This is a genomic window from Paenibacillus lentus (assembly GCF_003931855.1).
In the GTDB taxonomy this organism is placed as follows: domain Bacteria; phylum Bacillota; class Bacilli; order Paenibacillales; family Paenibacillaceae; genus Fontibacillus; species Fontibacillus lentus.
In genome coordinates this window covers 5010206-5035674 of record NZ_CP034248.1, presented here as the reverse complement: position 1 = coordinate 5035674, position 25469 = coordinate 5010206, and the positions used below count along the sequence as shown (strand labels likewise).

General features: G+C 46.8%; 22 protein-coding genes. 21 read left to right on the top strand and 1 reads right to left on the bottom strand.

Annotated elements, in window-relative coordinates:
* The first annotated feature begins 3 nt into the window (after positions 1-3).
* The 21 genes from EIM92_RS22675 to EIM92_RS22575 all read left to right on the top strand — a co-directional run bounded on the left by EIM92_RS22675 (position 4) and on the right by EIM92_RS22575 (position 23282).
* Positions 4-1473, top strand: a complete 1470-nt coding sequence (locus EIM92_RS22675) for a TadA family conjugal transfer-associated ATPase (RefSeq protein WP_125084790.1) — start codon at positions 4-6, stop codon at positions 1471-1473.
* Complete coding sequence (locus EIM92_RS22670) at positions 1451-2434, top strand: 6TM ABC transporter family protein (protein WP_125084789.1); 984 nt, start codon at positions 1451-1453, stop codon at positions 2432-2434. Before EIM92_RS22675 ends, EIM92_RS22670 begins: the two co-directional genes overlap by 23 nt.
* Positions 2431-3312 (top strand): hypothetical protein, encoded by an 882-nt coding sequence (locus EIM92_RS22665; protein ID WP_125084788.1) that lies wholly within the window; start codon positions 2431-2433, stop codon positions 3310-3312. The genes EIM92_RS22670 and EIM92_RS22665 overlap by 4 nt, the downstream gene beginning before the upstream one ends.
* Before the next feature lie 29 nt (positions 3313-3341).
* A complete protein-coding gene (locus EIM92_RS22660; RefSeq protein WP_125084787.1) occupies positions 3342-3569 on the top strand; it encodes a hypothetical protein in 228 nt (75 codons plus the stop codon).
* Between the two features lie 33 nt (positions 3570-3602).
* On the top strand, positions 3603-4106 hold the full coding sequence (locus EIM92_RS22655) for a hypothetical protein (protein WP_125084786.1): 504 nt from the start codon (positions 3603-3605) through the stop codon (positions 4104-4106).
* An 8-nt stretch (positions 4107-4114) separates the two neighbouring features.
* Entirely contained in the window at positions 4115-4618 is a 504-nt protein-coding gene (locus EIM92_RS22650) for a hypothetical protein (RefSeq protein WP_125084785.1), read from the top strand.
* 18 nt (positions 4619-4636) lie between these two features.
* Entirely contained in the window at positions 4637-4867 is a 231-nt protein-coding gene (locus tag EIM92_RS22645; protein ID WP_125084784.1) for an EsaB/YukD family protein, read from the top strand.
* Between the two features lie 14 nt (positions 4868-4881).
* Entirely contained in the window at positions 4882-5697 is an 816-nt protein-coding gene (locus EIM92_RS22640; protein WP_164515193.1) for a DUF5050 domain-containing protein, read from the top strand.
* Between the two features lie 12 nt (positions 5698-5709).
* Positions 5710-9624, top strand: coding sequence for a type VII secretion protein EssC (gene essC / locus EIM92_RS22635; RefSeq protein WP_125084782.1), 3915 nt, complete (start codon positions 5710-5712; stop codon positions 9622-9624).
* A 38-nt stretch (positions 9625-9662) separates the two neighbouring features.
* A complete protein-coding gene (locus EIM92_RS22630) occupies positions 9663-9971 on the top strand; it encodes a WXG100 family type VII secretion target (protein WP_125084781.1) in 309 nt (102 codons plus the stop codon).
* 35 nt (positions 9972-10006) lie between these two features.
* Positions 10007-10297, top strand: coding sequence for a WXG100 family type VII secretion target (locus tag EIM92_RS22625; RefSeq protein ID WP_125084780.1), 291 nt, complete (start codon positions 10007-10009; stop codon positions 10295-10297).
* Positions 10298-10374: 77 nt separating this feature from the next.
* Positions 10375-10695 (top strand): WXG100 family type VII secretion target, encoded by a 321-nt coding sequence (locus tag EIM92_RS22620; RefSeq protein ID WP_164515192.1) that lies wholly within the window; start codon positions 10375-10377, stop codon positions 10693-10695.
* A 15-nt stretch (positions 10696-10710) separates the two neighbouring features.
* Entirely contained in the window at positions 10711-11874 is a 1164-nt protein-coding gene (locus EIM92_RS22615) for a hypothetical protein (RefSeq protein WP_125084778.1), read from the top strand.
* 425 nt (positions 11875-12299) lie between these two features.
* Entirely contained in the window at positions 12300-12590 is a 291-nt protein-coding gene (locus EIM92_RS22610; protein ID WP_164515191.1) for a hypothetical protein, read from the top strand.
* A gap of 270 nt (positions 12591-12860) precedes the next feature.
* Complete coding sequence (locus EIM92_RS22605) at positions 12861-13610, top strand: hypothetical protein (RefSeq protein ID WP_125084776.1); 750 nt, start codon at positions 12861-12863, stop codon at positions 13608-13610.
* Complete coding sequence (locus EIM92_RS22600; protein WP_125084775.1) at positions 13594-15606, top strand: Mbeg1-like protein; 2013 nt, start codon at positions 13594-13596, stop codon at positions 15604-15606. The genes EIM92_RS22605 and EIM92_RS22600 overlap by 17 nt, the downstream gene beginning before the upstream one ends.
* Positions 15607-15657: 51 nt before the next feature.
* On the top strand, positions 15658-16398 hold the full coding sequence (locus EIM92_RS22595; protein ID WP_164515190.1) for a hypothetical protein: 741 nt from the start codon (positions 15658-15660) through the stop codon (positions 16396-16398).
* Positions 16391-18391: an Mbeg1-like protein gene (locus EIM92_RS22590; RefSeq protein WP_125084773.1), complete on the top strand. Its 2001-nt coding sequence runs from the start codon at positions 16391-16393 to the stop codon at positions 18389-18391. Before EIM92_RS22595 ends, EIM92_RS22590 begins: the two co-directional genes overlap by 8 nt.
* A gap of 52 nt (positions 18392-18443) precedes the next feature.
* Positions 18444-19256: a copper amine oxidase N-terminal domain-containing protein gene (locus EIM92_RS22585; protein WP_164515189.1), complete on the top strand. Its 813-nt coding sequence runs from the start codon at positions 18444-18446 to the stop codon at positions 19254-19256.
* A 647-nt stretch (positions 19257-19903) separates the two neighbouring features.
* Positions 19904-22108 (top strand): hypothetical protein, encoded by a 2205-nt coding sequence (locus EIM92_RS22580; RefSeq protein ID WP_125084771.1) that lies wholly within the window; start codon positions 19904-19906, stop codon positions 22106-22108.
* A gap of 226 nt (positions 22109-22334) precedes the next feature.
* Positions 22335-23282 (top strand): serine/threonine-protein kinase, encoded by a 948-nt coding sequence (locus tag EIM92_RS22575; protein ID WP_246021131.1) that lies wholly within the window; start codon positions 22335-22337, stop codon positions 23280-23282.
* Here EIM92_RS22575 and EIM92_RS22570 read toward each other — a convergent pair.
* The gene (locus tag EIM92_RS22570) at positions 23245-25353 is read right to left on the bottom strand and encodes a VWA domain-containing protein (RefSeq protein ID WP_125084770.1); all 2109 of its coding nucleotides are present in this window, start codon (positions 25351-25353) and stop codon (positions 23245-23247) included. The genes EIM92_RS22575 and EIM92_RS22570 overlap by 38 nt on opposite strands.
* Between the last annotated feature and the right edge of the window lie 116 nt (positions 25354-25469).

Here is a 25469-nt window from a genome sequence, read left to right as displayed (position 1 = left end):
GAAATGCTCACCCGTGCAAAAATCAGCGACATGCAGCAGAAAGTGACGCATCAAATCAACAAAGCGGAAGACATGGAGGAACTGAAGAATAAATATACGACCATTCAGTTTGAGGAAGCGCTGGACCTGTGTCAGAAGTACATAACCAAAGTGGCCACCCATGCCTTCCGGCGAGAAAATGACCCGTCCCGCAAACGTGAAATGACTAAATCCTATATTAATGAGTTCGTCGATTCGCAAAAGCCGGTCGTTGAGGGATATTTGGAGCTTGTTGAGCTGAAGCAGGCGCTGATTAACGAGATTACGCACTACGGGCCGATTACGAAGGCGATGGAAGACCCGTTGATCGATGAAATTCGTATTAACGGGACGGATCAGATCTTTGTGGAGAGCGGCGGAAAGACGCTTCCTTGGGATCAGCATTTTATCGACCGGGAGCATTTGGAACGGATTATCTCTAAGCTGCTGGGGGTCTCGAAGGTTCGGCTCACCCCGAAGATTCCGATGGTTAATGCCCGAACAATCGAAGGTTATCGTGTTAACGCCACTCATGCGGATATTTCGCCGTATGATATGCCGGCGGTCGTTATTCGAAAATTCAGCAAGAAGAGCATCACGCCAGAGATGATGCTGCGTAATGAATCCTTCTCGGTCAATATGTTCAAGCTGCTGTCCCTGCTGCCCAAAGCCGATTTGTCATGGATTACGGTTGGTCCGACAGGCAGCGGGAAGACGACGCTGAATGAAATGATGGTCAAGGAAATTAATCCGCTGTCCCGTATCATTACGATCGAGAATCCTTCGGAGATGCGGTTGCTGCAGAGAGAGGGCAATAGCGAGCATGGAAGAGTTATTAATGATGTGCTGCAATACGAATCCGTGCCGGATGACGATGACGCGAGTCCAGCGACGATGGAAAATTTGCTGATCAATGCTATGCGACAATCGCCCCACTGGATTGGCCCGGGCGAACTGCGAACGCCTGGGGAATTTGCGACAGCGCTTCGCGCCGCGCAGACCGGTCACTTCTTCTTCACGACGCTGCATGCGGAGGGGGACCGGGAGGCCATTTATCGTTTTCTGACCGCTTACCTTATGGCCTCCAATGAACCGGCCGAGCTGGCACTCCGCAACATTTGCAGCGCCGTCAAGTTCATCGTGTTCCAGGAGAAGCTGGCCGATGGGACTAGAAAAGTTACCTCGATCTCAGAGGTGCTGGGCTCCGAGGGATTGGAGCCGATCGTCAATCCGATTTACAAGTTCGTGTCGGAGGATGTACTGGAGGAGGAAGGGACTCATCGCGTGCTAAAAATTATCGGCAAGCACAAGCGTGTCGGCATGCTGTCTGAAAAGGTGCAGCAGACGATGATTAAAGCGGGGATCAAGCGCAGCCGCTTCGAGTTCCTGACGAAACCGCCGGGGGAAGATGAAATAGAGGAGTACGGATTCGATGGATACCACTTCAATCATTAGTCTATCTTTAGGGATTGCTGCATTCATCGTGTTTAACGCCATATTCGAAGTTCGGTTCTTCGAGGGAACCGGCCGCTTCTTCCTCGGTATACTCGATACGCTAGCCGAGCATCTCGGCAGATACAATACCAAGCGATATGTGGAACGGGTCAAGAAGGAGCGAATCGTCAAGCAGAAAGAGAATGTGTATGCCAAATACAACCGGCTTGTGGAGGGGCTGATCCTTGATTTTAACTTGCCGTTGACGTTGGAGAGCTTCACCTCGCTGCTATGCATTGCATTCGCCATTGTCGTGCTGATCATCGTGGTGTTCATGAAGAACGTTACCCTGGCTGTAGTTATTACCGTAGCCATATTCATCGGGCTGCTGACGTATTTCGTCATGCAATCCAAGGCTATCAAAGCTGAGAAGCTGGAGAGCATCATGGACGCCGAGGACATCCTTTGTCCTTTGGCAAGGGAAGGGGTGCTGGTAGCCATCAAGAAGGTAATGGAAAGCGACGAATACATAAAACCGGGCATTCGCCCTTATTTCCAGCAGTTCATTGACAATTGCGAAAATAACGGATATTCGTTCAAGCAGGCTATTCAGCTGCTCAATCGGCAGCTCGGGCCTAAATTCGACAACTTCGCCAAGAAGGCGATCATTTTCGAGTATAACGAACGGAAGGGAATGGCGGATATTTTTCTCGATATTGTGGATGAGAATGCAGTTCTTCGCGAGATTAATGCCCGCAAGGATCGAATTTTCCGGAAGATGAATCGAGACTTTCTATTAAAAACAGTAATTATCGTGCTGTTCTTTCTATACGCCTTATCGGTGGATGATTTCAGGGAATTTATGCTGTACAGCAGCTTTGGCAAAATGATCAACACGGTCATGATTAGTATTATTTGCCTGAGCTTCGCCCGCACGCAGGCGCTTCAAGGCAATCTGGGGCCAGGAAGTGATAGGAAATGACGATCATAGCTAAATTTAGCGCGCTTGCCGCCATTCTCTATCTGGTGAAGGTATTCATTTATCCTTTTTTTAAGCCCGTGCAGGGAAAACAGAAGAAGCGTAACCGAAGATTCTTGAAGGAACGCAAAAATGCCCAGTTTAATCATAAGCTGCAAGGCTTCAAAAGAACGTTCGCTACCAAATACGTTACTAGATTGCTAGGAAATGCGGAACGTTTGCGGTATCAGAAAATGATCGACCGTCTTGATCTGCCGATGAAGCCCGAAGAGCTTCGGGCGGAGCAGATCTTTTATGCAGCCGGAGGATTAATTGTAACTATCGTGTTTATGAGCGCTAATCAATTGCTCGGATATGTGACAGCGATCTTCATTATTCTTGGATGGCTCTACCCTATTTCGGAAATGGAACAAAAGATCGAGCGCAAGAACAAGAACATCGCGTTTGATTTTCCAGCGTTCTATAGCATGGTGTACTACCAATATTCAAAGTCGGTCAATATTTACCTGGCGGACGTCATCCGGGACTACCTGCCGAATGCCAATAGCGACATGGCGGAGGAGCTCGGCGTCATGCTCGATAATATCGAATATGGCGAAGAGTATGCCTTGAAGCAGCTTAAGAAACGAGTACCGATCCATTACATTATCAAGTTTTGCGATTTGATGGAGACCCGGCTTAAAGGCTATGACAATATTTCGCAAATGGTCTATCTCAAGAACGAGGTAGACAGCTATCGGATCATCGCCTTGGAGGAAGATTTGGAGAAAAGGCAGCGGACGAATTCCCGCATTCAGCTCGTTCTCATCCTGGTACTGGTCGTGTATATCGCGATTTATTACTTATTCACGGTTCTAGATTCTATCAAAATGTTTCAATAATTTATGATTCATTGAGGAGGTTCATGTCTATGGAATATCAACAGCGCAAGCAACTCAGCAAGCGTGAGGAGGAGAAGAAGCTCTCTTTCTGGCGCGATGAACGCGGGGATATCGGTGTGAAGCAAATTGCAGTTACGGTCGGCGTTATTGTCATTATCGCCGTAGCCGTAACGTTAATTCGCAACACATTTCTAGAGCAATGGATTAGGGAAGTTTGGGATATGTTCATGAAGGCGATCGAGGACATGATGGCTTAAAGCAGCCGATTAATTGGGGCACAGGTGAATGAAATGCGTGCATTTGCAAAATCGATTCTTATCTCTATTCTTGTTTCGGTAGCCATCCTGTTGTTTACGAATTTCATTTATTTCTTTCCCTGGTACATGACGCTGGTGGTGGAGACCTTCCATCTGTCGCAGGCCGTAGCCAGTGATAATTATTTAACGAATGACAACAAGGATTATGCGCTCAAAAGGCTGAAAGAACGCCCGGTGTACCGGGACAAGGCCGATCAAATCGTCATCTCCGCCGAGAAGGATGGAGGGGGCAAGCATTCCGCTGAAGGCGGGCCTGCGTCATTATACGAGGACGCTACTACGGATGCAGAGAAGCCTTACATGCAGCGCGGAAACCCGGTCACGGTAAGGATTGAGGCGGTGTACCCGCTAAGCATCAAGCTGTGGGGGAAGAAATACGAGCAAGAGATTCCTGTATCCTTCTCACTCACAACAACAGGGCTCAAGCATTATAAGGATTTAGGCGAAGCGTATGAAGAATACCTGGGGCTCAAATAAGAGGGACTATGAAAAATATAGCTATAGCGATGCTGCTGCTTCTGTTGCTGTCGGTGTTCCTAGAGCCTGTGGTCGAGCTCATGTATTTGGGAAAAGAGAAGGTCGTTTTGGGTTCAGCGCTTAGCAATGCTGCGCGCTCAGCAAGGGATCGCAGCTTGAATTATGAGTTTCATCGGAATTTGGATGCGGTTGTTGATGAAGAAAAATTCGTAGAGTATTTCGCAAAGGCGTTCTCTGATGCTCTAAAGCTGACTTGGACGAATGAAGGACTAAGTTCGCGTGAGTTGACCTTTGAATCCACGAACGATAAATACAATGAATTCACAGTAACTGTTGAGTTTACGGAAGAGAAGAATGAAATAACCGAGCTCATTACCACGAAGGTCGAGCTCAAGGCGCAATCCGAATATAAGTTCCAGACGAAATATTTGCGGCTGGCCGAGGATGCCGGGCAGGATGTTGCTTATCAGCTGGAGTCGCAGCGCGAGTTCACTCTGTCGGTCAAGAACTGAAGAAAGGGAGAAAGCAGGATGGACTATATCATGATCACGTTTCAAGCCGGCGAACGGCTCGTAAAGGAATTGAAGGTGCCGACGTTCGTCACGGCAGAAGAATTGCTGACGATGCTGTCTGAGGCGCTAGGTCTGTCCATTGCCCCGGAGCATCGGCTTCAGGCTGAGCCGCTCGGACGGATACTTGATCCCACCCGAACGTTGGAGGAAGAAGGCGTTGCCTTCGGGGCGCTGCTGACTCTCATTTAGAAGGAGTGGATATCGTGAATTACAACATCAATAGCGGCGGCCTCGTTTGCGAGGCGGACGGCAACCTGCTCCTCGCCGATCTTCGCCATTATTCCGGCACCCGCTTGCTGACTGCGACCTCCGAGGAAAAGGCGCACTTGGACGGTATGTTCTGGTTTATGAATAGAGCCGGGGATGACATTTATTATAGCGATCAGCTGCAGGGGAACCGATTGTACAGAATGAATCTTTCCACGCAAAGCGTGGAGCGGATTCAGGATCGGCCATGCTACGGCCTAGCCCTAAGTGGTGACTGGTTGTATTACAAGAGTGAGATAGACCATAAGCTGTATCGCTGTTTATTAAATGGGAGAAACGAATCCCGGGTTACGGACGAACCGGTCGAATGCTTTGTCGTGGAAGGAGAGCAGGTGTATTACGCCACCCAGCAGGGGATTCGATCGTGCGATGTCACGGGAAAAGACCGGGAGCAGCTTTCGGAATCCGTGGCGATGCACATGATTAAAATCGGCGATACGCTCATCTTTGCCGATTCCAAGAACCAGTACCAGCTGACCGCTTTGCACTTGGAAACGGGCGAGGCTCGCACATATGCCGATGTGTCGCCGAATAGTCTGAATAGCGACGGCCGTTATGTATACTGCGCGAACCGTAATAATGACAGTTCGGTGTATCGCGTTGATTTGGATACAGGCAATAAAATCCGCATCTGCGGAGAACGCGCCGATCATATTCATATTTTAGGAAATATCATCTATTTCAGCAGTGGTTTTGAATGGTATAAGATGTCGCTAAACGGTGGACAAGCGGAGAAAGTCATTACATTTTAGCGTGAGGTAAATATGATAAAAGAAAAATATGTATTTAGCCGTCAGCCCCGTTTCTTACCGGAGATGCCTAGCGGAGAAATTGAAATTCCCAATCCGCCGCATGCCTATGAGAAGCCGGAAATTTCCTGGTTCACGCTGCTGGCACCGCCGGTGGTCATGCTGGTCATTACGTTGTTGCTTGCGTTAACGCATCAATCGCTGTTCATGATGCTGTCCATCGCGATGACCGTGACGACGCTGGTTGTATCGCTTGCCACCGCGGCATCTCAAATCAAGAAATACCGGAAGAAGAAGAAAGAGCGGGAGCAGAAGTATTTGCAATTTATCGCGGATACTCGCAGCGAACTGACACTGGCTAGAGAACAGCAGATTAAAGCGATGAACGAGATGAGCCCGGAGCCTGCGGCTTGCCTGCAGCGAATTAGGGAAATCGATCACCGGCTGTGGGAGAGAACGCCCTCCTCTCCGGATTTTCTGTCCCTTCGGCTCGGCGTTGGCAGCGTCCCTTCGGCACTAGAGATCAAGTATACGAAGCAGGCCATCATTATGGAGAGCGATCCGCTGATTATGGAGCCGCAAAGACTTGCTCTCGAGTTCGAGCGGGTGCAGGATGTGCCCGTGTCGATCAACCTAATGACTTCGGAGATTTGCGGTATCGCTGGCGAAGAAGAGAGGACGTTCGCCGTCGTAACGCAAATGCTGCTGCAGCTCGTGACCCATCATGGTTATGATGATGTGCGCGTCGTTGTACTAGCCGCAGAGGAAGGACTGGAGAAGTGGAATTGGCTCCGTCAGCTGCCGCATTTATGGACGGACGGATTTGATGCGAGGTTCCTGCTTTGCGGCAAGGCAATCGCTCATCAGGTGCTGGGCGGGCTGAACGAAGTGTTGAAGGAACGCGAACGCAAAGAAGTAGGGGGAAGCCCGCTACCGCATTTCGTCTTCATCATCGAAGATCCGTCCCTGCTGGAAGAGGAGCCGATTAACAAATATTTGTATAACAAGTGCGCTGCGCTTGGGGTATCGTCCGTATATATCGCGAAGAATCAGGCTTATCTCCCAATGAACTGCAAGCAGGTTATTGTGTTGCAGGGGAAGAACGGTGAGCTCGCTGATCGTGAGTCTGGCGAGAAATCGACCTTTATCCCGGATCAAATACATATGGAGCAGCTGGAGCAGGCGGCTCGCTTGATGGCACCCCTGCGGATCAAGAACTCGAGCGCCAGCTTCACGCTGCCGACCTCCCTGACATTGCTGGATATGCTGCAGACGAAAACGACCGCGGAAGTCGATTTATTGTCCCGTTGGTCCAGAAATAAGCCGTTTAAGGGAATGAGCGTTCCGATCGGGGTTAAGGCCGGAGGCAGCCTGTTCCAGCTTGATATGCATGAGACCGGACATGGCCCGCACGGATTGGTCGCGGGAACGACGGGCTCTGGGAAGAGTGAGCTGCTGCAAAGCATCATTATTTCCCTGGCAATTAACTATCATCCGCATGACGTTGTTTTTGTATTAATCGATTATAAAGGCGGCGGGATGGCTGATGTATTCAAAGGCATGCCGCATCTTGTGGGGACGATTACGAACCTGGGTGGAAATCAGACGTCTCGCGCCCTGTTGTCCATTAAGAGCGAGCTGATGAGAAGACAGCGCGTGTTCTCCGAATACGGGGTAAATAACATCGACAGATACCAGAAGCTGTATTACAGCGATAACGAGGATGGGCGAATGCCGGCAATCCCGCATCTGATCATGATTGCCGATGAGTTCGCTGAATTGAAGCAAGATCAGCCGGAATTCATGAAGGAATTGGTCAGTACGGCTCGGGTTGGCCGAAGCCTTGGCGTCCATCTGATTCTGGCCACGCAGAAGCCGGCAGGAGTCGTGGATGATCAGATTTGGAGTAACTCTAAATTTAAAATCTGTCTGAAGGTTCAAGATGAGGCAGACAGCAAAGACGTGATCAAACGGCCGGATGCGGCCATGATCAAAGAGCCGGGTCGCGCTTATATTCAGGTGGGGAATGATGAGATTTTCGAATTGTTCCAATCGGCGTATTCGGGAGCCGATTATGACCCCGATGGTGAAATGCTGAAGAGCGAGAATCGTGCGAAACGTATCTACGAAGTTTCCCTCCATGGTCGATCGGAGCAAATTTATCCGCTGGAGGAAGAGAAGATCGCGCCTAAGGAGATGCCATCCCAGTTGAAGTGCATGGTCGAGCACATCATTACGTTCTCGGAGCATCGCGGTGTTCAAGCGTTAAAAGGGCCATGGCTGCCGCCCCTGCCGGACAGTGTGTACTTGGATGATCTATTCGCCCCAGGCTCAGGACTGAATTCAGAGAGCGGCTGGGCCAGAGAAGAGGCAATTCTGAGCGCACCGATTGGTCTGGTGGATGATCCGCGGGGACAACTGCAGGAGCCGCTGGAGATCGATTTTGCCACTGAGGGCAATTTATTCATCTATGGTTCTCCGGGAACAGGCAAGACATACCTGCTCAGATCGCTGTGCATGTCGTTGGCCTACAAGTATTCGCCATCGGATGTTCATTTGTACGTCATGGATTTCGGCGGTTCCTCCTTCAAGCTGTTCGAGCGGCTGCCGCATTGCGGCGGAGTGATGACGCTGGAGCAGGAATCGACGATTCAGCAGTTTGTTTTGTTCCTGTTCAGAGTCATGGAAGAACGCAAGCAGCTGTTTGAAGAGAGCCAGCGTGACGGATTTAACGACTATAGATACCATGGCGGGAAACTCCCGGCTATCGTTCTTATTATTGACAATTACTTTGCTTTATCGGAGACCTATGAAGATATTGACGAGAAGATGGTTACGTTGGCCCGGGAAGGCTCTAAATTCGGAATATATATGGTCGTGACGGCAACGAATGCGTCACTTGTCCGATATAAGCTGTCCGTGAATTTCAAAATGGCGGTGGCGCTGCAGTTAACCGACAAAGGGGAATACGCCAATATCGTTGGACGGACGGAAGGGTTGGAACCGGCCAAAGTACCAGGAAGAGGCCTGGTTAGTGGCAAGCCACCGCTGGAATTTCAGACGGCCATGCCGGAGTTCAGAGCCCGGAACATGGAAGAGATGATTCAGGATTTCGAGCACTTCGTGAGGGAGAACCTGGTTGAGCCGGCCACTCCAATCCCGATTATGCCTAGCAAAATTGATATGCAGGAAATTAACCGTGAGGGAGAAAAGCTCGCTATCGGTCTTGGCGACCATGACTTGATGCCGGTCTACGTTGACCTAACGGCGACTCCGTTCATTATGATTGCAGGAGATGCGATGACGGGCAAGAGCACGCAGCTCGTCTCATGGATCAGCATGCTGGACGAGAAGCTGGGTTCGGATCGACTGGATGTCTACGCGCTGGACTCCAGCTCCATGGGAATTTATGAAATGATGAAGCTGCCCTGCGTGACGGATTTGTCACAGATCGAGGATATGTATGATTTCATCGATGGGATTAAGCAGGAGCTGGATGATCGCCGGGCGAAGTTCCTGGCCACAAGGCAGGATAACGGTGACCTGAATGCGATGGTGCGTTCCTGGAAGCAGATCATATTTGTCATTGATAACTTAAGCGAGCTGACAAATGGGGATCAATATTCGCTCAAAGAACTGATTGAGCGCATCATCAAGCAAGAGCGCAATATGAAGGTCGCTGTCATAGCGGCGGATCAGACTTCAGAGCTCGCCAACAACTGGGATAGCCTTGGGAAGGTGCTTCGCGAGGAGCAGACGGGTCTTTTGTTCGGCAGCATTAAGGATCAGAATCTGTTTAATATACGTTTCCCTTACGGAAGCCAGGAGAAGGAAATGGAACTTGGCGATGGCTACTTTATTGTAAAGAACAAATTTACGGGCCTGCGCACGGCCACGTTCCTGCATCAAAATGAGAAGGTCATGATATAAAACATCCAAGCAAGCCGAGTATTTGAGGAGGGGTGTATATGCCTTCAGCAGGAGAAATCCGCAGAAAAGCAGCGGGGGTTCGTGCGATAACGGAAGACATAAGGCGCGAAACATCGAAATATCAAAGGATGGTCAATGATGTGACTACCTGGTGGAAGGGTGAGGCTGGGACGAGCTTCAAAACTGGATACGAAGGGATTCAGCATGATATCAGGATTTTGCTTCGTAATCTGGATAGCCTGGAATCCAAGGTGAAGAATAATCTGGCTAACGCCGTTGAACGGGCGGAAGAGCAGAGAAGACGTGAAGCTATGGAGAGACAGGGCATGAGCGCAATGCGGCAGTAGCTGAGCGGAAATTACTCTTGAAAGGAGGTGAGATTATGTCAAATTTAACGTTTAGTCCTGGACAAGCCCGCAGCGTGGCCAAATCCATTCTGAACAAGGGTAGAAATGCGAATGAAATCGTTGAGCAACTGGACAGAGAAATTAGTTCTGTTGAGGGCTGGTGGAAAGGGGAATCCTCCCAGGCTTTTATTCAAGAGTTCAGAGATTTGAAACCAAACTTGAAAAAGCTGGTTGAATGCGTGGAGAACATCAGCAGAAATCTCGATAAAATCGCTGATATCAAAGAACAAAGCGAGAGAGATATCGCTAGCGCGCTTCGCAAATAATGAAGATCGGCGTGGTATACAGTTAAGGGCTGTTATCACGCCATTTTCTAAATCTAATGTTTTATGGAGGTGGGAAGATGAGCACACCAAGCGCGATCAGCGGGACAGCCCGAAATATTCGTAATGAGCTGGCTGATGTGAAACGTGAGGAATTCAGGCTTCAAGCGGAGCTTGCCGGAGTAACCTCCTGGTGGAAGGGCAACGCGGGTAAAGCGTTGACGGACAGTTATCGTTCTCAGACGAGAAATGACTTGAATCGATTATATCGGGAAGTTGAGGATTTGCAATCGGGACTGGAAAGGCTAGCTAGTGAGGTTCGAAGGGCCGATGAACAAAGGCGCATCGAAGCTCGGGAGAAGGCGCTGCGGCTGGAGCAGCAGAGGAATGCGAAGAAGTAAAGGGGTGTACCTAGCGTGTTGAGGGATAAGGATAAAATATTGTTATGCGAGCTAGCGAGTACTGGGGATATCGCGCGATTCATTCATCGTCCCTTGGAGCAGATTTCTGACTGGGGGAAGGAACTGGGCGGAAACCCGGATTTAGAGCTTTTGATAAGCGAAATTACCGCGAGTCCCGCACTGCATAGCTTATCTTTGCAGCAGCATAAGAATCTGGAATATATGAATCTGTATGTATTCGCAGACCACGAGGATAACAGCATAGTTGTAGCACATGCGCTGGAACACCCGGATATTCAGCTGGATATCCATCATTTTTTGGATGAAGTCACAGAATGTGTGGAGCATTGGAGGAGCAAGGGCAATTGTGTATTGACCGGGATGAGAGCCGGGGGTTACTGCGTGTCACATCTTGCCGAGCGGCTGGAAATGGAGGCGACTGTATTCGCCGTGCCTACAGGCGATGAGCTTCCCGGAAGAATACGAAATCTCGTGGCCGAGCATGATCCGGTTGGGGCTCACTTGGATCAGGTGACTTTCGTAAAGCAGCAGACGGAAGAAACCGATTTGGAGGAAGCTTATTTTAAAATTCTTGAGTTTGATTCGGAAGGCAACACGATTCCAAGTATTCAAAGCGATTATTCTAAATTCGTAAGTTGGTTTTATGATGCGGTCGGGACAATCCGTCCGGATGTGTGGCATATTTTCTTTGGAGAGAATAAGGAAGAAGAGGCGGTATTGGATTACGGGCTATATTCCTTATTTTTAAAAATGGATGGATTAACGGAAGAGAGCGTGGGACGCTCCATAGAACAAGTACTTAGATATACGGAGCAACAGCTGGAGAAGAACCGAAGCACGCTGCAAAACGAGTTCATTCATATTAAGGTCGAGCAGATCAAGGATTTTATCCGTGAATGCGGAGAGCAGTTGACGAACCAAGCGGTGGACATGGTATACGATGTTTATCGAAGTGTTGAATCTATTTTAGCGGGGGCTGCTTTGTTTGCCATGAATAAGAATACAATTACGGTCCTTCCTGTGATGGAGAGCTTTAATGAAAGAACTGGCGAATTGCTGGACAGGGAGATCGTGTTTATAACGAATACAATAGAGCAAGAATTCCAGAATTACATGGACAATATGCTGATGTTTCCCGAAATCTCATTGGAATGGTGATCCGCTCTGAAGGAGGGGCAAGTGTGAATCTGTGGATGAAGCGATTCATTTTGTTTTTTATGAGCTTGATCATTCATATTAGTCCTGTCAAGAAGAAAGAGTACTTCACTTAAAACCAGATAACGCTTTGGGGAAAAGTAAATTCATTAGAAAGTAAGGAATATGGAGTGGAAGTGATGGCTGAGTTAAGCGAAGATCAACTTCTACTTCTTAATAACTTAACTTTCGCAGGAAAAAAACTTCAACCTAGGTGTATCGTTGGTTTTAAGGTGAGGAGATCATGGAATTCTGTATGGTTTTTCATATACATTTCCTCATCAGGCCACCGTACAAGGGAGTATGTTTGATTTTTCATGTTTCAGATCCCCCTACTAAACCTGGACTGGGTGGCGAAGATAGTTTTGAGGTCTAGGGTACGAAAGAGGATGACGGTACTTACGAGATTCGTGACGGTTATTTCGGAATTTATATTAAGCCGGAATATGAGGCTATTATGTCTAGATATTGTTAGTGAGATTTATGACGATTTCAAGCTTTACACGGATATTGGTGAAGGAGTTCTGCCTGATCTTTTAAGAGAGAGAAAGTATGAATTCTTGGCTGAAGCGATTCATTTCGGCAGAGAATATAAATATAGAACTGAGCTTACTTCAAATAGCAGGGAAAATGCGTCAAAAACAAATGGTGGGATTCGTTCAAATGTTCGTTGTATTTAACGAAAAGTTTGAGTCCATTGGGATAGAAGTTTTGAATATAAGTGCTTCAGAGATAAAGAGTACTATGTGGATAAACCTAAGTCTGTAATGATCACTCTTGATCTGGAAGTTAGACAGTATGGCGAGAAGATCAAAACGGATGAATGAATTAAACGAAGTCAGTTGTTGCTCTAAATAATCTCATTTATCTAAAAGGAGTCTTCGCATAACAACAAAAGAACTGTCGAAGAGGTTGCGGATAGTAAATGAACCCTTTAAGGAGGGAATAGTATGAAGCCTTGGACGAAACGATTCATTCTAGTTTTTTTGAGCCTGATCATGTTGTGGGGAGTGAGTGGATGCATGAACAAGAAGCCTAAAGCAGAAGTGATCAAGGACTTAATGATGGCGCATCTGGAAGAGAAGTATGGGGAAGAGTTCCTGCCGATGTCTTTAAGCTTCAGTAATTTAGCGTACAGCTATGATACATTATTGGCCTATCCAAAGAATGGATCCAAACAGGATTACTTCGAGGTAGAAGGGACGAGAATGGAAGACGGCTCCTACAGTATCAGGGATGGATATTTTGGGGTATTTATTAAGCCTAAATATGAAGCGGTGATGTCAGGTTTCGTACACGAGATTTATGATGAGTTCAAGCTTTATACGAACTTTGGTGAAGGTGCTCTACCTGATCGGTTGAATAAAGATACCCCCTTTGAGGAGATATACAATAAGGATGAACATTTCTCATCAGATACGGTGGTTTTTGTAAAGCAAACTTCGGCAGAAAATATAGATATAGAACTAAGCTTACTTCAAATAGCAGGGAAAATGCGTCAAAAACAAATGGTAGGATATGTACGAATATTTGTTATATTTGATGAAAAATTTGACTTAATTGGGCAAGAGGTCTTGAATATAAGTGCTTCGAAAGATAAAGAGTATTTTGTGGATAATCCCAAGTCTGTAATGGTCACCCCTGATTTAAAAGTCAGACAGAACGGAATGGAGGTTAACACGAATGGCAGAATTAAATGAAAGTCAGCTGTTGCTTCTAAACAATATCATGTATCTAAAAGGGGTCGCCAATAGTAACAAAAGGACTGTTGGAGAGGTTGTGGATATACTTCTAAATGGAGGCGGACTCGACAAAAACATAGAAATAGTTAAAAAAAAAGGAGGAGGTACAGAGGAGAAATACCCTCATGATATGTCTAGGGGAGAATGGGTTGCTATATTAAATGCGATAAATAAAGACCCGCAGTTAAAGGACTTAAAAATAAATCATGGTATAACCGGAGAAATGCCCGACAAGAACGGACAGCCAATCATGAAAAACGGCAAAGTTCTTGAGGCGGGAATGCGTGTAGCTACCTTTGTCGATCCAGATGGCGAGGCTACGGTAGTTTTTCGAGGAACGGGGGGCGACTTTGAATGGTTTGATAACGGTCAAGGTGGTTATTTAGCAGATACACCGCAGCAGATAGCTGCTCTAGAATACATTGAAAGTTTAGAATACGACAATATTACCGTTACAGGACACTCCAAAGGTGGTAATAAGACACAGTATGTTGCCATTCTGTCGGATAAGGTGAAGAAAGCTGTCTCTTTTGATGGTCAAGGATTTTCGAGGGAGTTTTTGGACAAGTATAAAGACCGCATTGAAGCGAATGCCCACAAGATTACCTCGATTTCTGCAAAAGAAGATTTCGTTAACTGTCTACTTTATCCTATCGCTGAGAAGATTTACTACATAAATACAGAGGAGAAAGAGAATCACCTGCACTACCATAATCCCAACATCATGTTGGATGAAAATGGTCAGTTACGCGGACGTACCGATCAGCCAGGGGACATTCCTAAATTTATTAATTCGTTCACGATTTATGTCCACGAAACGATGGAAGAACCCTTTCGTAGTTATGCATTTGATGGGGTGTTGTCTTATTTGAAAGAGGGAGACGAGGGTTTTCCAAAAGAGAGTACACTTCATTTTTTGTCTGCCGCAGCAATGGCAATAAGTCATCTGGATGATTACACGTTTACCCGGATTGCTGAAGAGCATGGGGATGGAGCGGAATTCGTTGCAGTAATTAGCGCAAGCATGCTGTTTCCCTCCCTGTTTAGTGATGATGCAGCTAAGGTCTTGATTAAACATGCGAGGAATGCCATCGATTATGCCACTGAGAAGCTGAAACAGTTTGGTGATTGGCTAATGAGCATGTTGAACAAAGGAATCGCCAAACTCAAGCAGGCGGGAAACATGGTGGCTGTTGGGGCGGCGAAATTTGCGGAACGGGTAAGAAGCGAGTGGGAGAAGTTGAAGGAAGGTGTAATCGTTTTTTCACGTACGCTTGTAGACACGACGAAGCAGGCCATCGAACACTTTATGAATCGGTTGAAGAAGGCTGTCACGAATTTCTGTATCCAGGTCGCAGAAGGGACTAAGAAGATTCTTGCAGCCATTAAGGGATTATGGAATAAGGCAGTAAATCATGCCAAGCAAGGTGCAATTAACATGCTCAACAAAGTGAAGGAGGATCATCCTTCCAAATTGGCTGTGTTTTTGTCCTATATCATTCTAGTTAGAGAGCTACAAAAGAAGGTAGCAGGGAAGAACGATCTGAGTGCTCAAAAAACAGTCCCTGCTGTGACCCAACAAAAATATGCCTCCAAGGTAGTTAAGGGATATGGCTCGTACACCTCAGCCCAATTGACTGTAGATTTCAGCCGATTAGCTGATTTAAAGACGAAATTTAGAAACTTAGAAGAACGGATAGGATCACGGATCCAGCAAAGGCTGTCTCAAGCGGAGAGAACAATTTCGAGTACAGGGCGTGCCTACAGCGAGCCCAATGTCCAAAGGCAAGTTCACCAGCTTAACCGGACATGCGAACAAATCAGGCAGAGAAATTATAAGGTGGCTGCCAAACTGCAGAGTAAAGTGAAGTTTCTGCAGCTAGCCGAGCAGCAATATAGAAAAGTAGAGAGCATGATTTCGAGCTACCTTTCAGCGGGTGTCTCTTTTATATAATGCATGTTACCTAAATGGAAGGATTAGAATTCAATAGAGAGGAGGAGTACGGTGAACATTTGGACGAAGCGTTTTATTTGGAGTTTGTTAGCGATCATTATTTTATGGGGAGTGAGCGGATGTATGAATAAGAAACCGAACCCGGAAGCGATCAAGGAGCAAATGATGTCACATCTGGAAGAGAAGTATGGGGAGGAGTTCGTTCCTAAATCCCTCAGTTTGAGCAGTTGGGCATACAGTTATGACCGATTAATTGCTTATCCGAAAAAGGGTACCGAAGAGGATCATTTTGAGGTATGGGGCACAAAAATGGAAGACGGCTCCTATAACATCAGCGACGGTTATTTCGGCATATTCATTCGGCCTCAATATGAAGAGGTTCTCTCCAATATTGTTGGCGGTACTTATGATGAATTTAAATTATATACGGAATTTGGCGAAGGTGTTCTGCCCGACCGTCTGAATAAGGACACAACAGTGGATCAGATTTACCGCAAAGACGAGAGCTTCTCCTCGGATACGGTCATTTTTGTGAAGCAGTCCAAGACAGGTGATCAAGATGCAGAGGCAAGCTTACGGCAAATCGCCGGGAAAATGCGTGAGCAAAAATTGGTCGGGTTCGTGCGATTGTATGTCGTAGTCGATGACAAATATGAATCTATCGGATCAGGGCCTCAAAACTTAAGCGCCCTGCAGGATGAGGGTTATTTTGCAGGAGACTATAAATCGGTCATGGTAACTCCGGATATGACAATCAGGCAGAACGGAGAGGAGGTACAAGTGGATGGCTGAATTGGAAGAGAATCAATTATTGCTGCTGAACAACTTGATTTACCTCCAAGGGGTGGCTGATAGCAACGACAAGAAGGTCGGGGATATCGTTGATTCTTTTTTATATGGTAACGGTCTCGATAAAAGCCGGAACCTCAGCAAAATCGGCACCGATGACGAATATCCCTGCAAGATGTCCAAGGAGGAATGGCTCGTTATTTTACGGGCAATCGAGAAGGATCCGCAGCTGCGTTCACTCAAGGTCACTGACGGTAGAACGGGAACTATGGTCGACCAGAGCGGAAAGACGATTCGGGGTAGTGATGGCAAGCCGCTTGAGGCAGGGATGCGTGTAGCGACATTTGTCGATCCTCAGGGGGATGCAACTGTCGTTTTCCGGGGGACGGGTGGCGACTATGAATGGCATGACAACGGGCAAGGTGGTTATCTATCGGATACACAGCAGCAAAAAGCCGCCTTGAACTATATCGAGAGATCGAAATACGACAATATTACCGTGACGGGTCATTCCAAAGGCGGTAATAAGACACAATATGTCGCCATTTTGTCGGATAAGGTCGACCGAGCTCTGTCGTTTGACGGACAAGGCTTTTCTAAGGAGTTTCTGGAGAAATATAAAGATCAAATTGCTGCGAATGCACATAAAATTACGTCCATTTCAGCCAAAGATGATTTTGTGAACTGTCTTCTTAATCCCGTTGCGGGAACGATCAAATATATCGATACGGAGAAGCAGGAGCAGTTTGTTTATAACCACCGGCCGAATATCGTGCTTGATGAGAATGGCCAAATGAGGGAGACCACTGAGCGAGGGGAAATTCCTAAATTTATCAATGACTTCAGTATTTATATTAATGAGACGATGGAGGAGCCGTATCGCAGCTACGCGCTGGATGGTGTGTTGGCCCATATGGAAAGCGGAGCGGAGGGCTTTGAAAAAGAAGGCGATTTCCAAAAATGGGTCGGTACGGTGATGGTGCTAAGCCATCTGGACGATTATGCGTTCAACAAAATTGCAGAGGAATATGGAGATGCAGCTGAGCTCGTGGTCACTTATATAGCGGCAAGTCTTTTTCCTTATTTGTTCGTCGATGATTTCTTGAAATCTCTAGGTAAGAACATCATGAACGCCATTAATTATGCCATGGATAAGCTCAACCAGTTTGGCGATTGGATCGTGAAGCAATTGACGATTGCCGCTGCCAAGTTAGTGAAGGCTGGGAAGATGGTAGCTAAAGCTTTTACTAGGTTTGTAGAACAAGTGAAGGTAGAATGGGGGAAATTTAAGGAGCGGGCCAAGGAATTTGCCAAAGGTGTCGTTATTACCGGAATAAAAGCGGCTCAGGCTATAGAGCGGTTTAAAGAAAAGCTGCGAAATGCAGTAACTAGCTTCTTCAAAAGTGTGGCGGAGAAAACGAAAAAAATTCTTACAGCCATTAAGCATGCCTGGGATAAGACCGTCAACAATGTCGCGAAAGGCGTCAATACCGCGGTTACTAAAGCCAAAACAGTAATCACCAAAAGTTATAAAGCTTTTAAAAACAATGTCAAATTGCTAGCTCAGCTGCCTAAGCGAGCGGCGGGACTTATTACGGCTAAGAAAGCCTCTTCTAATAAGAACAAGAGTTATAGCGCCAAGATTATGAAAGGATACAGTTCGTATACATCGGCACAATTAGCAGTAGATTTCGGGCGTTTAAACCACTTGAAATCGAGGTTTAAGAGTTTTGAGGATCACCTCGGCAACCGGGTGCAGCAAATGGTCACTCAGGCGGAACGGATAGCCTCTAGTACAGGGCGGGCTTACAGTGAATCCTATGTACAAAGGCAGGTTCACCAGGTCCATAGAGCCTGCGCGCAAGTTCGACAGCAGCAGAAGAAGGTGGCTTCGGAGCTGCAAAGTAAAGCAAAGTTCCTGACTCACGCCGAGGCGCAATATAGAAGGATTGAACAGATGATTAAGAAGGATGTTTCGGCGGGCGTATCTTTTTAAATCGTTAGCCGTTGGGTATAACACAGTAAAAATAACTGGAGGTTTAAAAATTATGAAAAAAAGAATTGCAACAGCACTTGCGATGCTGCTTATTTTGATGGTTCTAATGCCAACCATGTCACTAGCGAAACCATTACCACTGCGAGTAGAGGTAAATACGAATCGAATTTATTTCCCGGATGAGCAGCCGTATGTAGATAAGGCTCAACGTGTGCAGGTTCCTGTACGCTTCGTGAGTGAAGCATTGGGGGCAAAAGTAGGCTGGAATGCTGCAACCAAAACCGTCACGGTAGATTTGGATTCTAACCGAGTAGTTCTGGTACTTGGCAGCAAAAAATACACGGTGAATGGTGTGGAGAAACAAATGGATACAGCGGCGGCGCGAGTTGGCGGCAGAACCTTTGTCCCGCTTCGTTTTATTAGTGAAGGCCTTGATGCTTCTGTTAAATGGGATTCAGCAGTAAGAACGGTTTATATTAATACAGCAGGCTTTGATCCTAGTGAGGTTACTCAGGGATCGGATCAGATTGTAGAGGAAAATTTACACGGCTTTAAAATTAAGTATAATACTGGCTCAAAGATGGATATCAAGAAAAGTAGCGGTGAAGGTACGCAAGCCCTCATGGCAATCCTAATAGATTTTGGCATGTGGGGGGGAGATTATGAGATGCAGTTGGAAGAGTTAGAAGAGATCCTATTACAAAGAGTTGAAGAAAAAACTGTTAAATCTGTTATGAGCTATGTCAAAACTAAAAAAACACCTGAACCAGAGTTGAAACTGAAAGATTTTTATGATGATACATTTCTCATTAGAGTGGTATCAAATATAAATTCAAGTATTGCAGTAACTATATTTTATAAGTAGGTGCAACCATGAAGAAGTCAATAAGGATAATATTATCTGTGATTATATTATGCGGTATATATCCTTATCAAACTATTTTTTCTAAAGAAAAACCGATTAGCCAAATTCCCAAGACTGTTGAAGAAGTAATTCAAAAGATAAACCATGATATGCGTGAGTTATATGGCTTTAAGGAATCAGATTACTACAAAGATCACATTATGAGGGACAATAAGCGGTTAAATCTCAGAAAGGATTTAATCCGGGATAGATTGAATAGAGCATCTCAACCTAGCGAAAAATTAGAAGGAAAAGATAAGATCAAACTGCACACTTATGAAATAGTCTATGGAGAGTCACATGGCCGAAAACTAAATCATAAGGGTAAGGAAATGATGCAATACAGCGGGTATTCTAAGGATGGCCATTCTATTTCAACAGAGGGCGTGCCTTGGTTTGCTGGCTGGAGTGGGACTAAAATACAAAATTTTCCGCTAATTTCAAAACCATGGGCAGATAAAAGAGTAGTATCTAAGTATGAGATATCCACTAATAAACTTGACGCATACAAAGACCCACTTAATCCGTTTCTTCCCGATGGTACCTTCGAAGCGGCTATAATAGCAGGTTTAAATACGAATTATGCAGGTGTACCTTACAAGGAGTTCATGTATAACAATCAAAACTCAGCTTTGGCAGATAAAGTGGTCTATGATGAAAACGCCACACCGAAACAAGGCAGATGGGTCGATTACGTCCACGTGCTCCAACCCCCAACTGAAATTTCTTGGGGATTCGGCACAGTGTATATTAATAGCTCGATAGGTATAACGTACCTGGACATCCCGATCGCTCCTTTCAATATGCTGAAAGACGATATTTCCGCACAGTTTGAGGAACTGCCTGTCGAGGCAGTACGCGGGGAGCCGGTACGAGTGGGCGTAAAGGTGAACTCTACCTTTATCGAGGAAGTGAACTCGAAGTATGAATGGATCATCACTCGCGTAAGTGATGGAAAAAGAATGACCAGCTCGGAAGGGCTGAAATTCAGCGGGCATGGCACCGCAGGGTCGGGCACGGTCAAGCTGAACCGGAATCAAAGCCGGATTCTGTATGCTGATTTTCAAATGCCTGATAGTGAAGTGCGCATCCAATTTAGCATAAATAAGGACGGGAAATCGCCGGAAGAGGCCGATTTAAGCAATAATATGCTGGATTCTCACCCAAGGGCGGTTAAGCTTGTCGTTCCAGTGGGACTCGAGTACGATGTATTATCGAAGAGGGAGAAACTCCCGCTGAATCAAGGTGCTCCGAATACGGCAACAGTTACTCTGCCTAGGTCTGATGCCTGGTGGACGAGCAATACGACGGGCGCTCTTAAGGTTACGAACAATACGCCCACCCTATTTAGAGCTCATCAGGTACTGGATAATCCGCCCGTCAACGAGTCAAGTGAGACAGTGACGAGAAGTCCGATCTTCCTGACAACGATTAAAAGAGAGGACTTCGGCGATGACCCGCTGAATCGGAAATGGATGACACCGGCGCCAAGTCCAAGTGCTCCGATTCAGAGAATCGGCACAGTGTCGCAGGAGGGCAGTATTCGGAAAAATTATAGTTACGATGTCACGATCTGTAGTAAAGGTGAAGATGGCAGTGACGTATGCACCACGGAGACCAGAGGCGGCACAGCTAGCGGCTCTTTCCAGAATGGACTAGACACCAAGGCATACGAAGTTTACGTATATAATGGTAAAGAGACCATTACAAAGCCGACCTTTTTGAATAAAATCGTCAACAACACGCGAGATTCTTTCAAGAAGGATCTGTACTGGGAAAATGAGTCTTACAAGTATAATGTCATTCGCTGGATGTATCATTTGAATGAGGAAGGCAAGCCTTACAAGCCTGAGGGCGTGAAGACGGATGCTGCCGATCATGGTGTTGCGGTTCCAGGTCAGTATCCTCGTTCTTTCACCCAGCAGGCCAGCGCTAATGTCGAGTGGTTTAAGGATCAGGGGACGGCTTCAAGCCAAACGGAGTTTATGAAGCGGCATTATGAGATGGCCAGAAATGCTGCCAAGGATCGCAACAACAATAAAAAATTGTATGATAAGGCCGTATTCGCTAGCGACCGGGAATTGCAGAAATATGCTTATCCGATCAAATCGGGATATTACTTCAACCCGGCGGGCAGCTATACCTTTACCGTCAAGACCGTTACCTTCAAGCAGTCGGAGAACGACACGGCCGATCATCGTGACCTGGTTAACGCCGTGATCAATGCCTTCCGATATGAGACGAACCTGGTCTATATTAACAGTGACAAGAAGGCAGTTAACCTTCAGAACCATGAACTTCATCCTCAGCGTGGGGGCTTTAAAATAGTTCCGGGTGTTTTGAAGGCCGAGGATCCTCGCGGTGTAAATAATGCGGTATTGCTTGAGGTAAAGGATCGGAAAAGCGATCCTAGTCGCTATAGCAAAGTGGTGGAGCCGATCTATTTCTCCCAGAATCAGGATGAGAGCAAGACCCATGCATTCTGGAAAAAAGTACTGGAGGGCTACAGCGAATCTTCCACGGCAGGCAGCCACACGTTCTACAAATACCGGGAGTACGTGAAAAATACGGAACCTAAGATGTACAAAATCACCGAAACGACGGAAGTTACGATTCAGATTAACCCTGAGAATATCTCTCTATACACGCATGCAAGCATGCAGAACGGCAAGTACTATGTGAAGGCTTGGGTAGAGGATATCGCCCTCTCCACGCATGAATATAGCAAACTGAAAACTCTCAACGGAATCCAAGTGCTCGATCAAATCGAAGTGACCGTGGCTGGTTCCATGTTCGATGATTTAAATAATTAACAAGCATTGAAGACCCTCTACCTAAATACCCGTCCGTTTTTCTTAATAGAAGAGAGAAGCCGGGAAGGTGGAGGGTGTTTCTTTTTAGCATAGAAATCATGAGCATCCATAGTCAATCTGTTGAGAAATTGATAAGATGGGGATAACAACATACATAGGTTCTTTTATTTTTTGGGTTGATAAGACATAGTAGCAGTCTTCTTTAAAACGTTCGCGGAGGTTGAAAGTGAGTAAAGCAATCATGGGAAAAGAGGGAACTGGGCTGCGCCGAAATTCGAGGTTGTATGGAGGACAGTCTGGCTCGCGCCGGATTTACCGGGTTCGCAGCAAGATCTCTAGCAGTGAGCTGGCCATCGTATATGCGGGCAGATGCGAAGAGCAGGAGATAAAGTGCGTCATCAAGGAATTTTTCCCAAAGTCGCTGGTGCGAAGAGGGAAGGATGGCAGTTCCGTGCGTCGTTTATCGGGCGTGCCCGATGACAAATATGAGGCGTTAAGGAATGCGTTTATTAATGAAGGGGAGCTTCTGAAGGCCTGTGAGCATCCGGGCATTGTTCGCTGTATGGATCAGTTTGAACAAAATGATACCGTATATATTATCATGGAGTTTATTGAAGGGGTTACGCTGGCGGAAATGATAGGGGGCCGTCCGGATACAATAGAGCCCGGCTTCCTGTACAAGACGATGCTTCCTCTGATCGAGACGTTAGAGCATCTCCATCAACGGGGAATCATCCATCGTGATTTGAAGCCGGGCAATATTATGATCGACCGTCAGGGACGCGCGAAGCTGCTCGATTTCGGTTCGGCTGTCCGTTTTGACGGCAGCGGCGGCCACCCGATCCTGACCACCGCCGGGTATTCGCCGCTGGAACTCTATTCCGAGCAGTCTCGCCAAGGGCCGGTAAGCGATATTTACAGTTTGGCGGCAGTGCTGTTCCACTGCTGTCGCGGCACGGCTCCTACGGATGTTCGCAAACGATTGTTCGATGATCGGCTGGAGCCGATTCACGCGGGCTTGAAACGCCGCTGGCCGTTCTTATCCCGCGCCATCCGGCGCGGTTTGATCGTGGCGCCGGACAAGCGCTGCTCCTCTCTTAAATGGTTCAAGGCAGCGATTACCATGGAGTATGTCACTAGCCTGTCTGCCCGCCGGAAGAGTCGCTCCGGGTAAAGATATTGGTCGTAGGCTTAATAGCTTTATAACGAAGCTCGATTTCGGTGATGCCGTCCTCGAATGTAATGTACAGCTTGTCATTATATTCGAGGATTTCTTTTTTATTCTTTGGCAGTGGCGTGCGGTTGCGTACGAGCGAACAGCGAGACGTGTTCTTCACGATCAGCTTGCCGCCCTTGCCAGGAGTGAAGACAATTTGTTCCGCTTCAGGTAGCGGCTCGTGCACATCGAGGCTAACGAACAACTCCAGCAGATTTACCTTGCGTCCCTCAAATGAGGTGAGTGGCCACGACTTTACGGGTACATCACTGCCGCTAGCCGTAGCGAGGAAGTAGCCTTCCAGCTTGCCGGCAAAGCCGGGTTTTGGACGCAGCCACAGGAATAATCCGACGGCAATACCAAAGAGAACAACACCTCCAGCGATGGACCATTTAAGTACCGTGTACTTCGATTTGACGTTAATGGTTAATACGGCTGTAGCCGAACCGCCTTCCGAATCGGTAGCAGTTACTGTGAGCTGAGCCTGTCCTGTCTGATTCGGGGTTAAGATTAGCTTATCGCTATTAAGCTCAGGGTTCAGCAATTTGTTAGGATGATCTCCGTTTTGCATGGTATAGGTCAAATCATCCCCGTTCTCATCGAGGAATAAATCGTTCATTTCCAGCACGGACTGGCCGTCTTCTTTGAGAATCTCGATGCGCTCGCTGCCATGGACGGCAGGAGCAATATTGACGATATTCTGGTCGTGAACCACACTATGTCGGTAGAAGCTCGGGCCGTCCATTTTTACCTGCCATGTGTATTGTCCCGAGGCAGGAAATGTGTACTGGGTATAAAAACGCGTGCCCTCGTTCTTCATATCTACAAGAGTTTCCTTATTCGTTTTCAGATCGGTCACGACAAGCTGTCCTTGCAGGGAGTGATACACCTCCTGCTCCATTAGCTGCTCACTTGTAGCCGGATGAATGAGGTAAGCCTCGATTCCGGTTGGCTGTCCCTTGATGGCCGCTTTACTCGTAATTGCCGCTTTGGCTTCGAACTCATAGCTTCCGAGCAGATTTATTTTTACAAGATCCCCAGATGTCCCCCTGAATTTAAGCTTGGCCGTTCCTTTCTTCGGCTGAGATACCTTAATTAGCGTATAACTCCCCGACTTGAACATACGAATGTTCTCCGAACTGTAGAATAACTGCGTTTCCTTCAGCGAATGCTCGGAGAGCAAGATGATGTTGGCTTCTCGCATGCTGGAATTGGGAATATCGACTTGGACTTCTTGCAGCTGACCCGTAGCGGTAACGCCAGCCACTGGAAGAAGAACCGATCTCATCTCCGCCGCGAAAATCCGATTGAAAATTTCAGGTAAATCATCAGCACTGCTTGTCATATAAGATGCGCCGCCAGTCTCCTTCGCAATGCGCTCCAGCTCCTCCGGATTGACCGTGCCGTCATGGTTTAATCCGATCGTGTAGATCGGGTACCCATCCTTTTGTGCTTTGGAAATGGCTTTATCCACATCTTTGGCTGAATCAGCGGCAGTCCTTTTGGACAGCGATCCGGGTCCGAAATCTGTTTCCCCATCGGAAAGAAGAATGATGAACGGTTTGCGTCCACTGCCTTCTCCCTCTGCCGTTTTTGAAGCAATCAAATTTCCTCCCGTATTTAGCCCGAGTCCCAAATCGGTATACCCGCTTCTACGGAGGCCGCGAATTTTCTGCTTTAGCTCTGTTTTGTTGGCTGCCACAGAAATCGAGGTTAGTGGTTTGGAAGCTACAATTTGATGATTATAGGCCACAAAGCCGACTCGCGTCCGACTTGCTTCGCTCATATCCATGAACATATGAATGACTTCGTTTGCCATTTTGTTTGGATCAGCATGATTCATGGAATAGCTCGTATCCAAAACAAACACTGCATCAAAAGCATCCGCAGGTTCTTTTTGTAAGTAATTGTCAGAAAATGCAGTCGAACTGCTAGAAACTGTTGAAAAAATGAGAGAAATAAAAATCAGGAAGAAAGTCCTAGTCAATGAAAAAGTGTGTGGAGATTGATTTTGCTTTTTTTGACTCATTTACCGATACCCGCCTTATGTACTATATAGTGTTGAAATAGAGCGAAAATAGTCACTCCAGTATGTATATTTAAAACTATATCGGAATCAGGTCTTTAAAAATGTATACAATTCCA

What these genes read in the sequence shown, in the direction of transcription:
- EIM92_RS22675 (WP_125084790.1), top strand. Translation starts at nt 4, where the DNA reads ATGCTCACCCGTGCAAAAATCAGCGACATGCAGCAGAAAGTGACGCAT.
- EIM92_RS22670 (WP_125084789.1), top strand. Translation starts at nt 1,451, where the DNA reads ATGGATACCACTTCAATCATTAGTCTATCTTTAGGGATTGCTGCATTC.
- EIM92_RS22665 (WP_125084788.1), top strand. Translation starts at nt 2,431, where the DNA reads ATGACGATCATAGCTAAATTTAGCGCGCTTGCCGCCATTCTCTATCTG.
- EIM92_RS22660 (WP_125084787.1), top strand. Translation starts at nt 3,342, where the DNA reads ATGGAATATCAACAGCGCAAGCAACTCAGCAAGCGTGAGGAGGAGAAG.
- EIM92_RS22655 (WP_125084786.1), top strand. Translation starts at nt 3,603, where the DNA reads ATGCGTGCATTTGCAAAATCGATTCTTATCTCTATTCTTGTTTCGGTA.
- EIM92_RS22650 (WP_125084785.1), top strand. Translation starts at nt 4,115, where the DNA reads ATGAAAAATATAGCTATAGCGATGCTGCTGCTTCTGTTGCTGTCGGTG.
- EIM92_RS22645 (WP_125084784.1), top strand. Translation starts at nt 4,637, where the DNA reads ATGGACTATATCATGATCACGTTTCAAGCCGGCGAACGGCTCGTAAAG.
- essC (WP_125084782.1), top strand. Translation starts at nt 5,710, where the DNA reads ATGATAAAAGAAAAATATGTATTTAGCCGTCAGCCCCGTTTCTTACCG.
- EIM92_RS22630 (WP_125084781.1), top strand. Translation starts at nt 9,663, where the DNA reads ATGCCTTCAGCAGGAGAAATCCGCAGAAAAGCAGCGGGGGTTCGTGCG.
- EIM92_RS22625 (WP_125084780.1), top strand. Translation starts at nt 10,007, where the DNA reads ATGTCAAATTTAACGTTTAGTCCTGGACAAGCCCGCAGCGTGGCCAAA.
- EIM92_RS22620 (WP_164515192.1), top strand. Translation starts at nt 10,375, where the DNA reads ATGAGCACACCAAGCGCGATCAGCGGGACAGCCCGAAATATTCGTAAT.
- EIM92_RS22610 (WP_164515191.1), top strand. Translation starts at nt 12,300, where the DNA reads ATGACGGTACTTACGAGATTCGTGACGGTTATTTCGGAATTTATATTA.
- EIM92_RS22605 (WP_125084776.1), top strand. Translation starts at nt 12,861, where the DNA reads ATGAAGCCTTGGACGAAACGATTCATTCTAGTTTTTTTGAGCCTGATC.
- EIM92_RS22600 (WP_125084775.1), top strand. Translation starts at nt 13,594, where the DNA reads ATGGCAGAATTAAATGAAAGTCAGCTGTTGCTTCTAAACAATATCATG.
- EIM92_RS22590 (WP_125084773.1), top strand. Translation starts at nt 16,391, where the DNA reads ATGGCTGAATTGGAAGAGAATCAATTATTGCTGCTGAACAACTTGATT.
- EIM92_RS22585 (WP_164515189.1), top strand. Translation starts at nt 18,444, where the DNA reads ATGAAAAAAAGAATTGCAACAGCACTTGCGATGCTGCTTATTTTGATG.
- EIM92_RS22580 (WP_125084771.1), top strand. Translation starts at nt 19,904, where the DNA reads ATGTATAACAATCAAAACTCAGCTTTGGCAGATAAAGTGGTCTATGAT.
- EIM92_RS22570 (WP_125084770.1), bottom strand. Translation starts at nt 25,353, where the DNA reads ATGAGTCAAAAAAAGCAAAATCAATCTCCACACACTTTTTCATTGACT.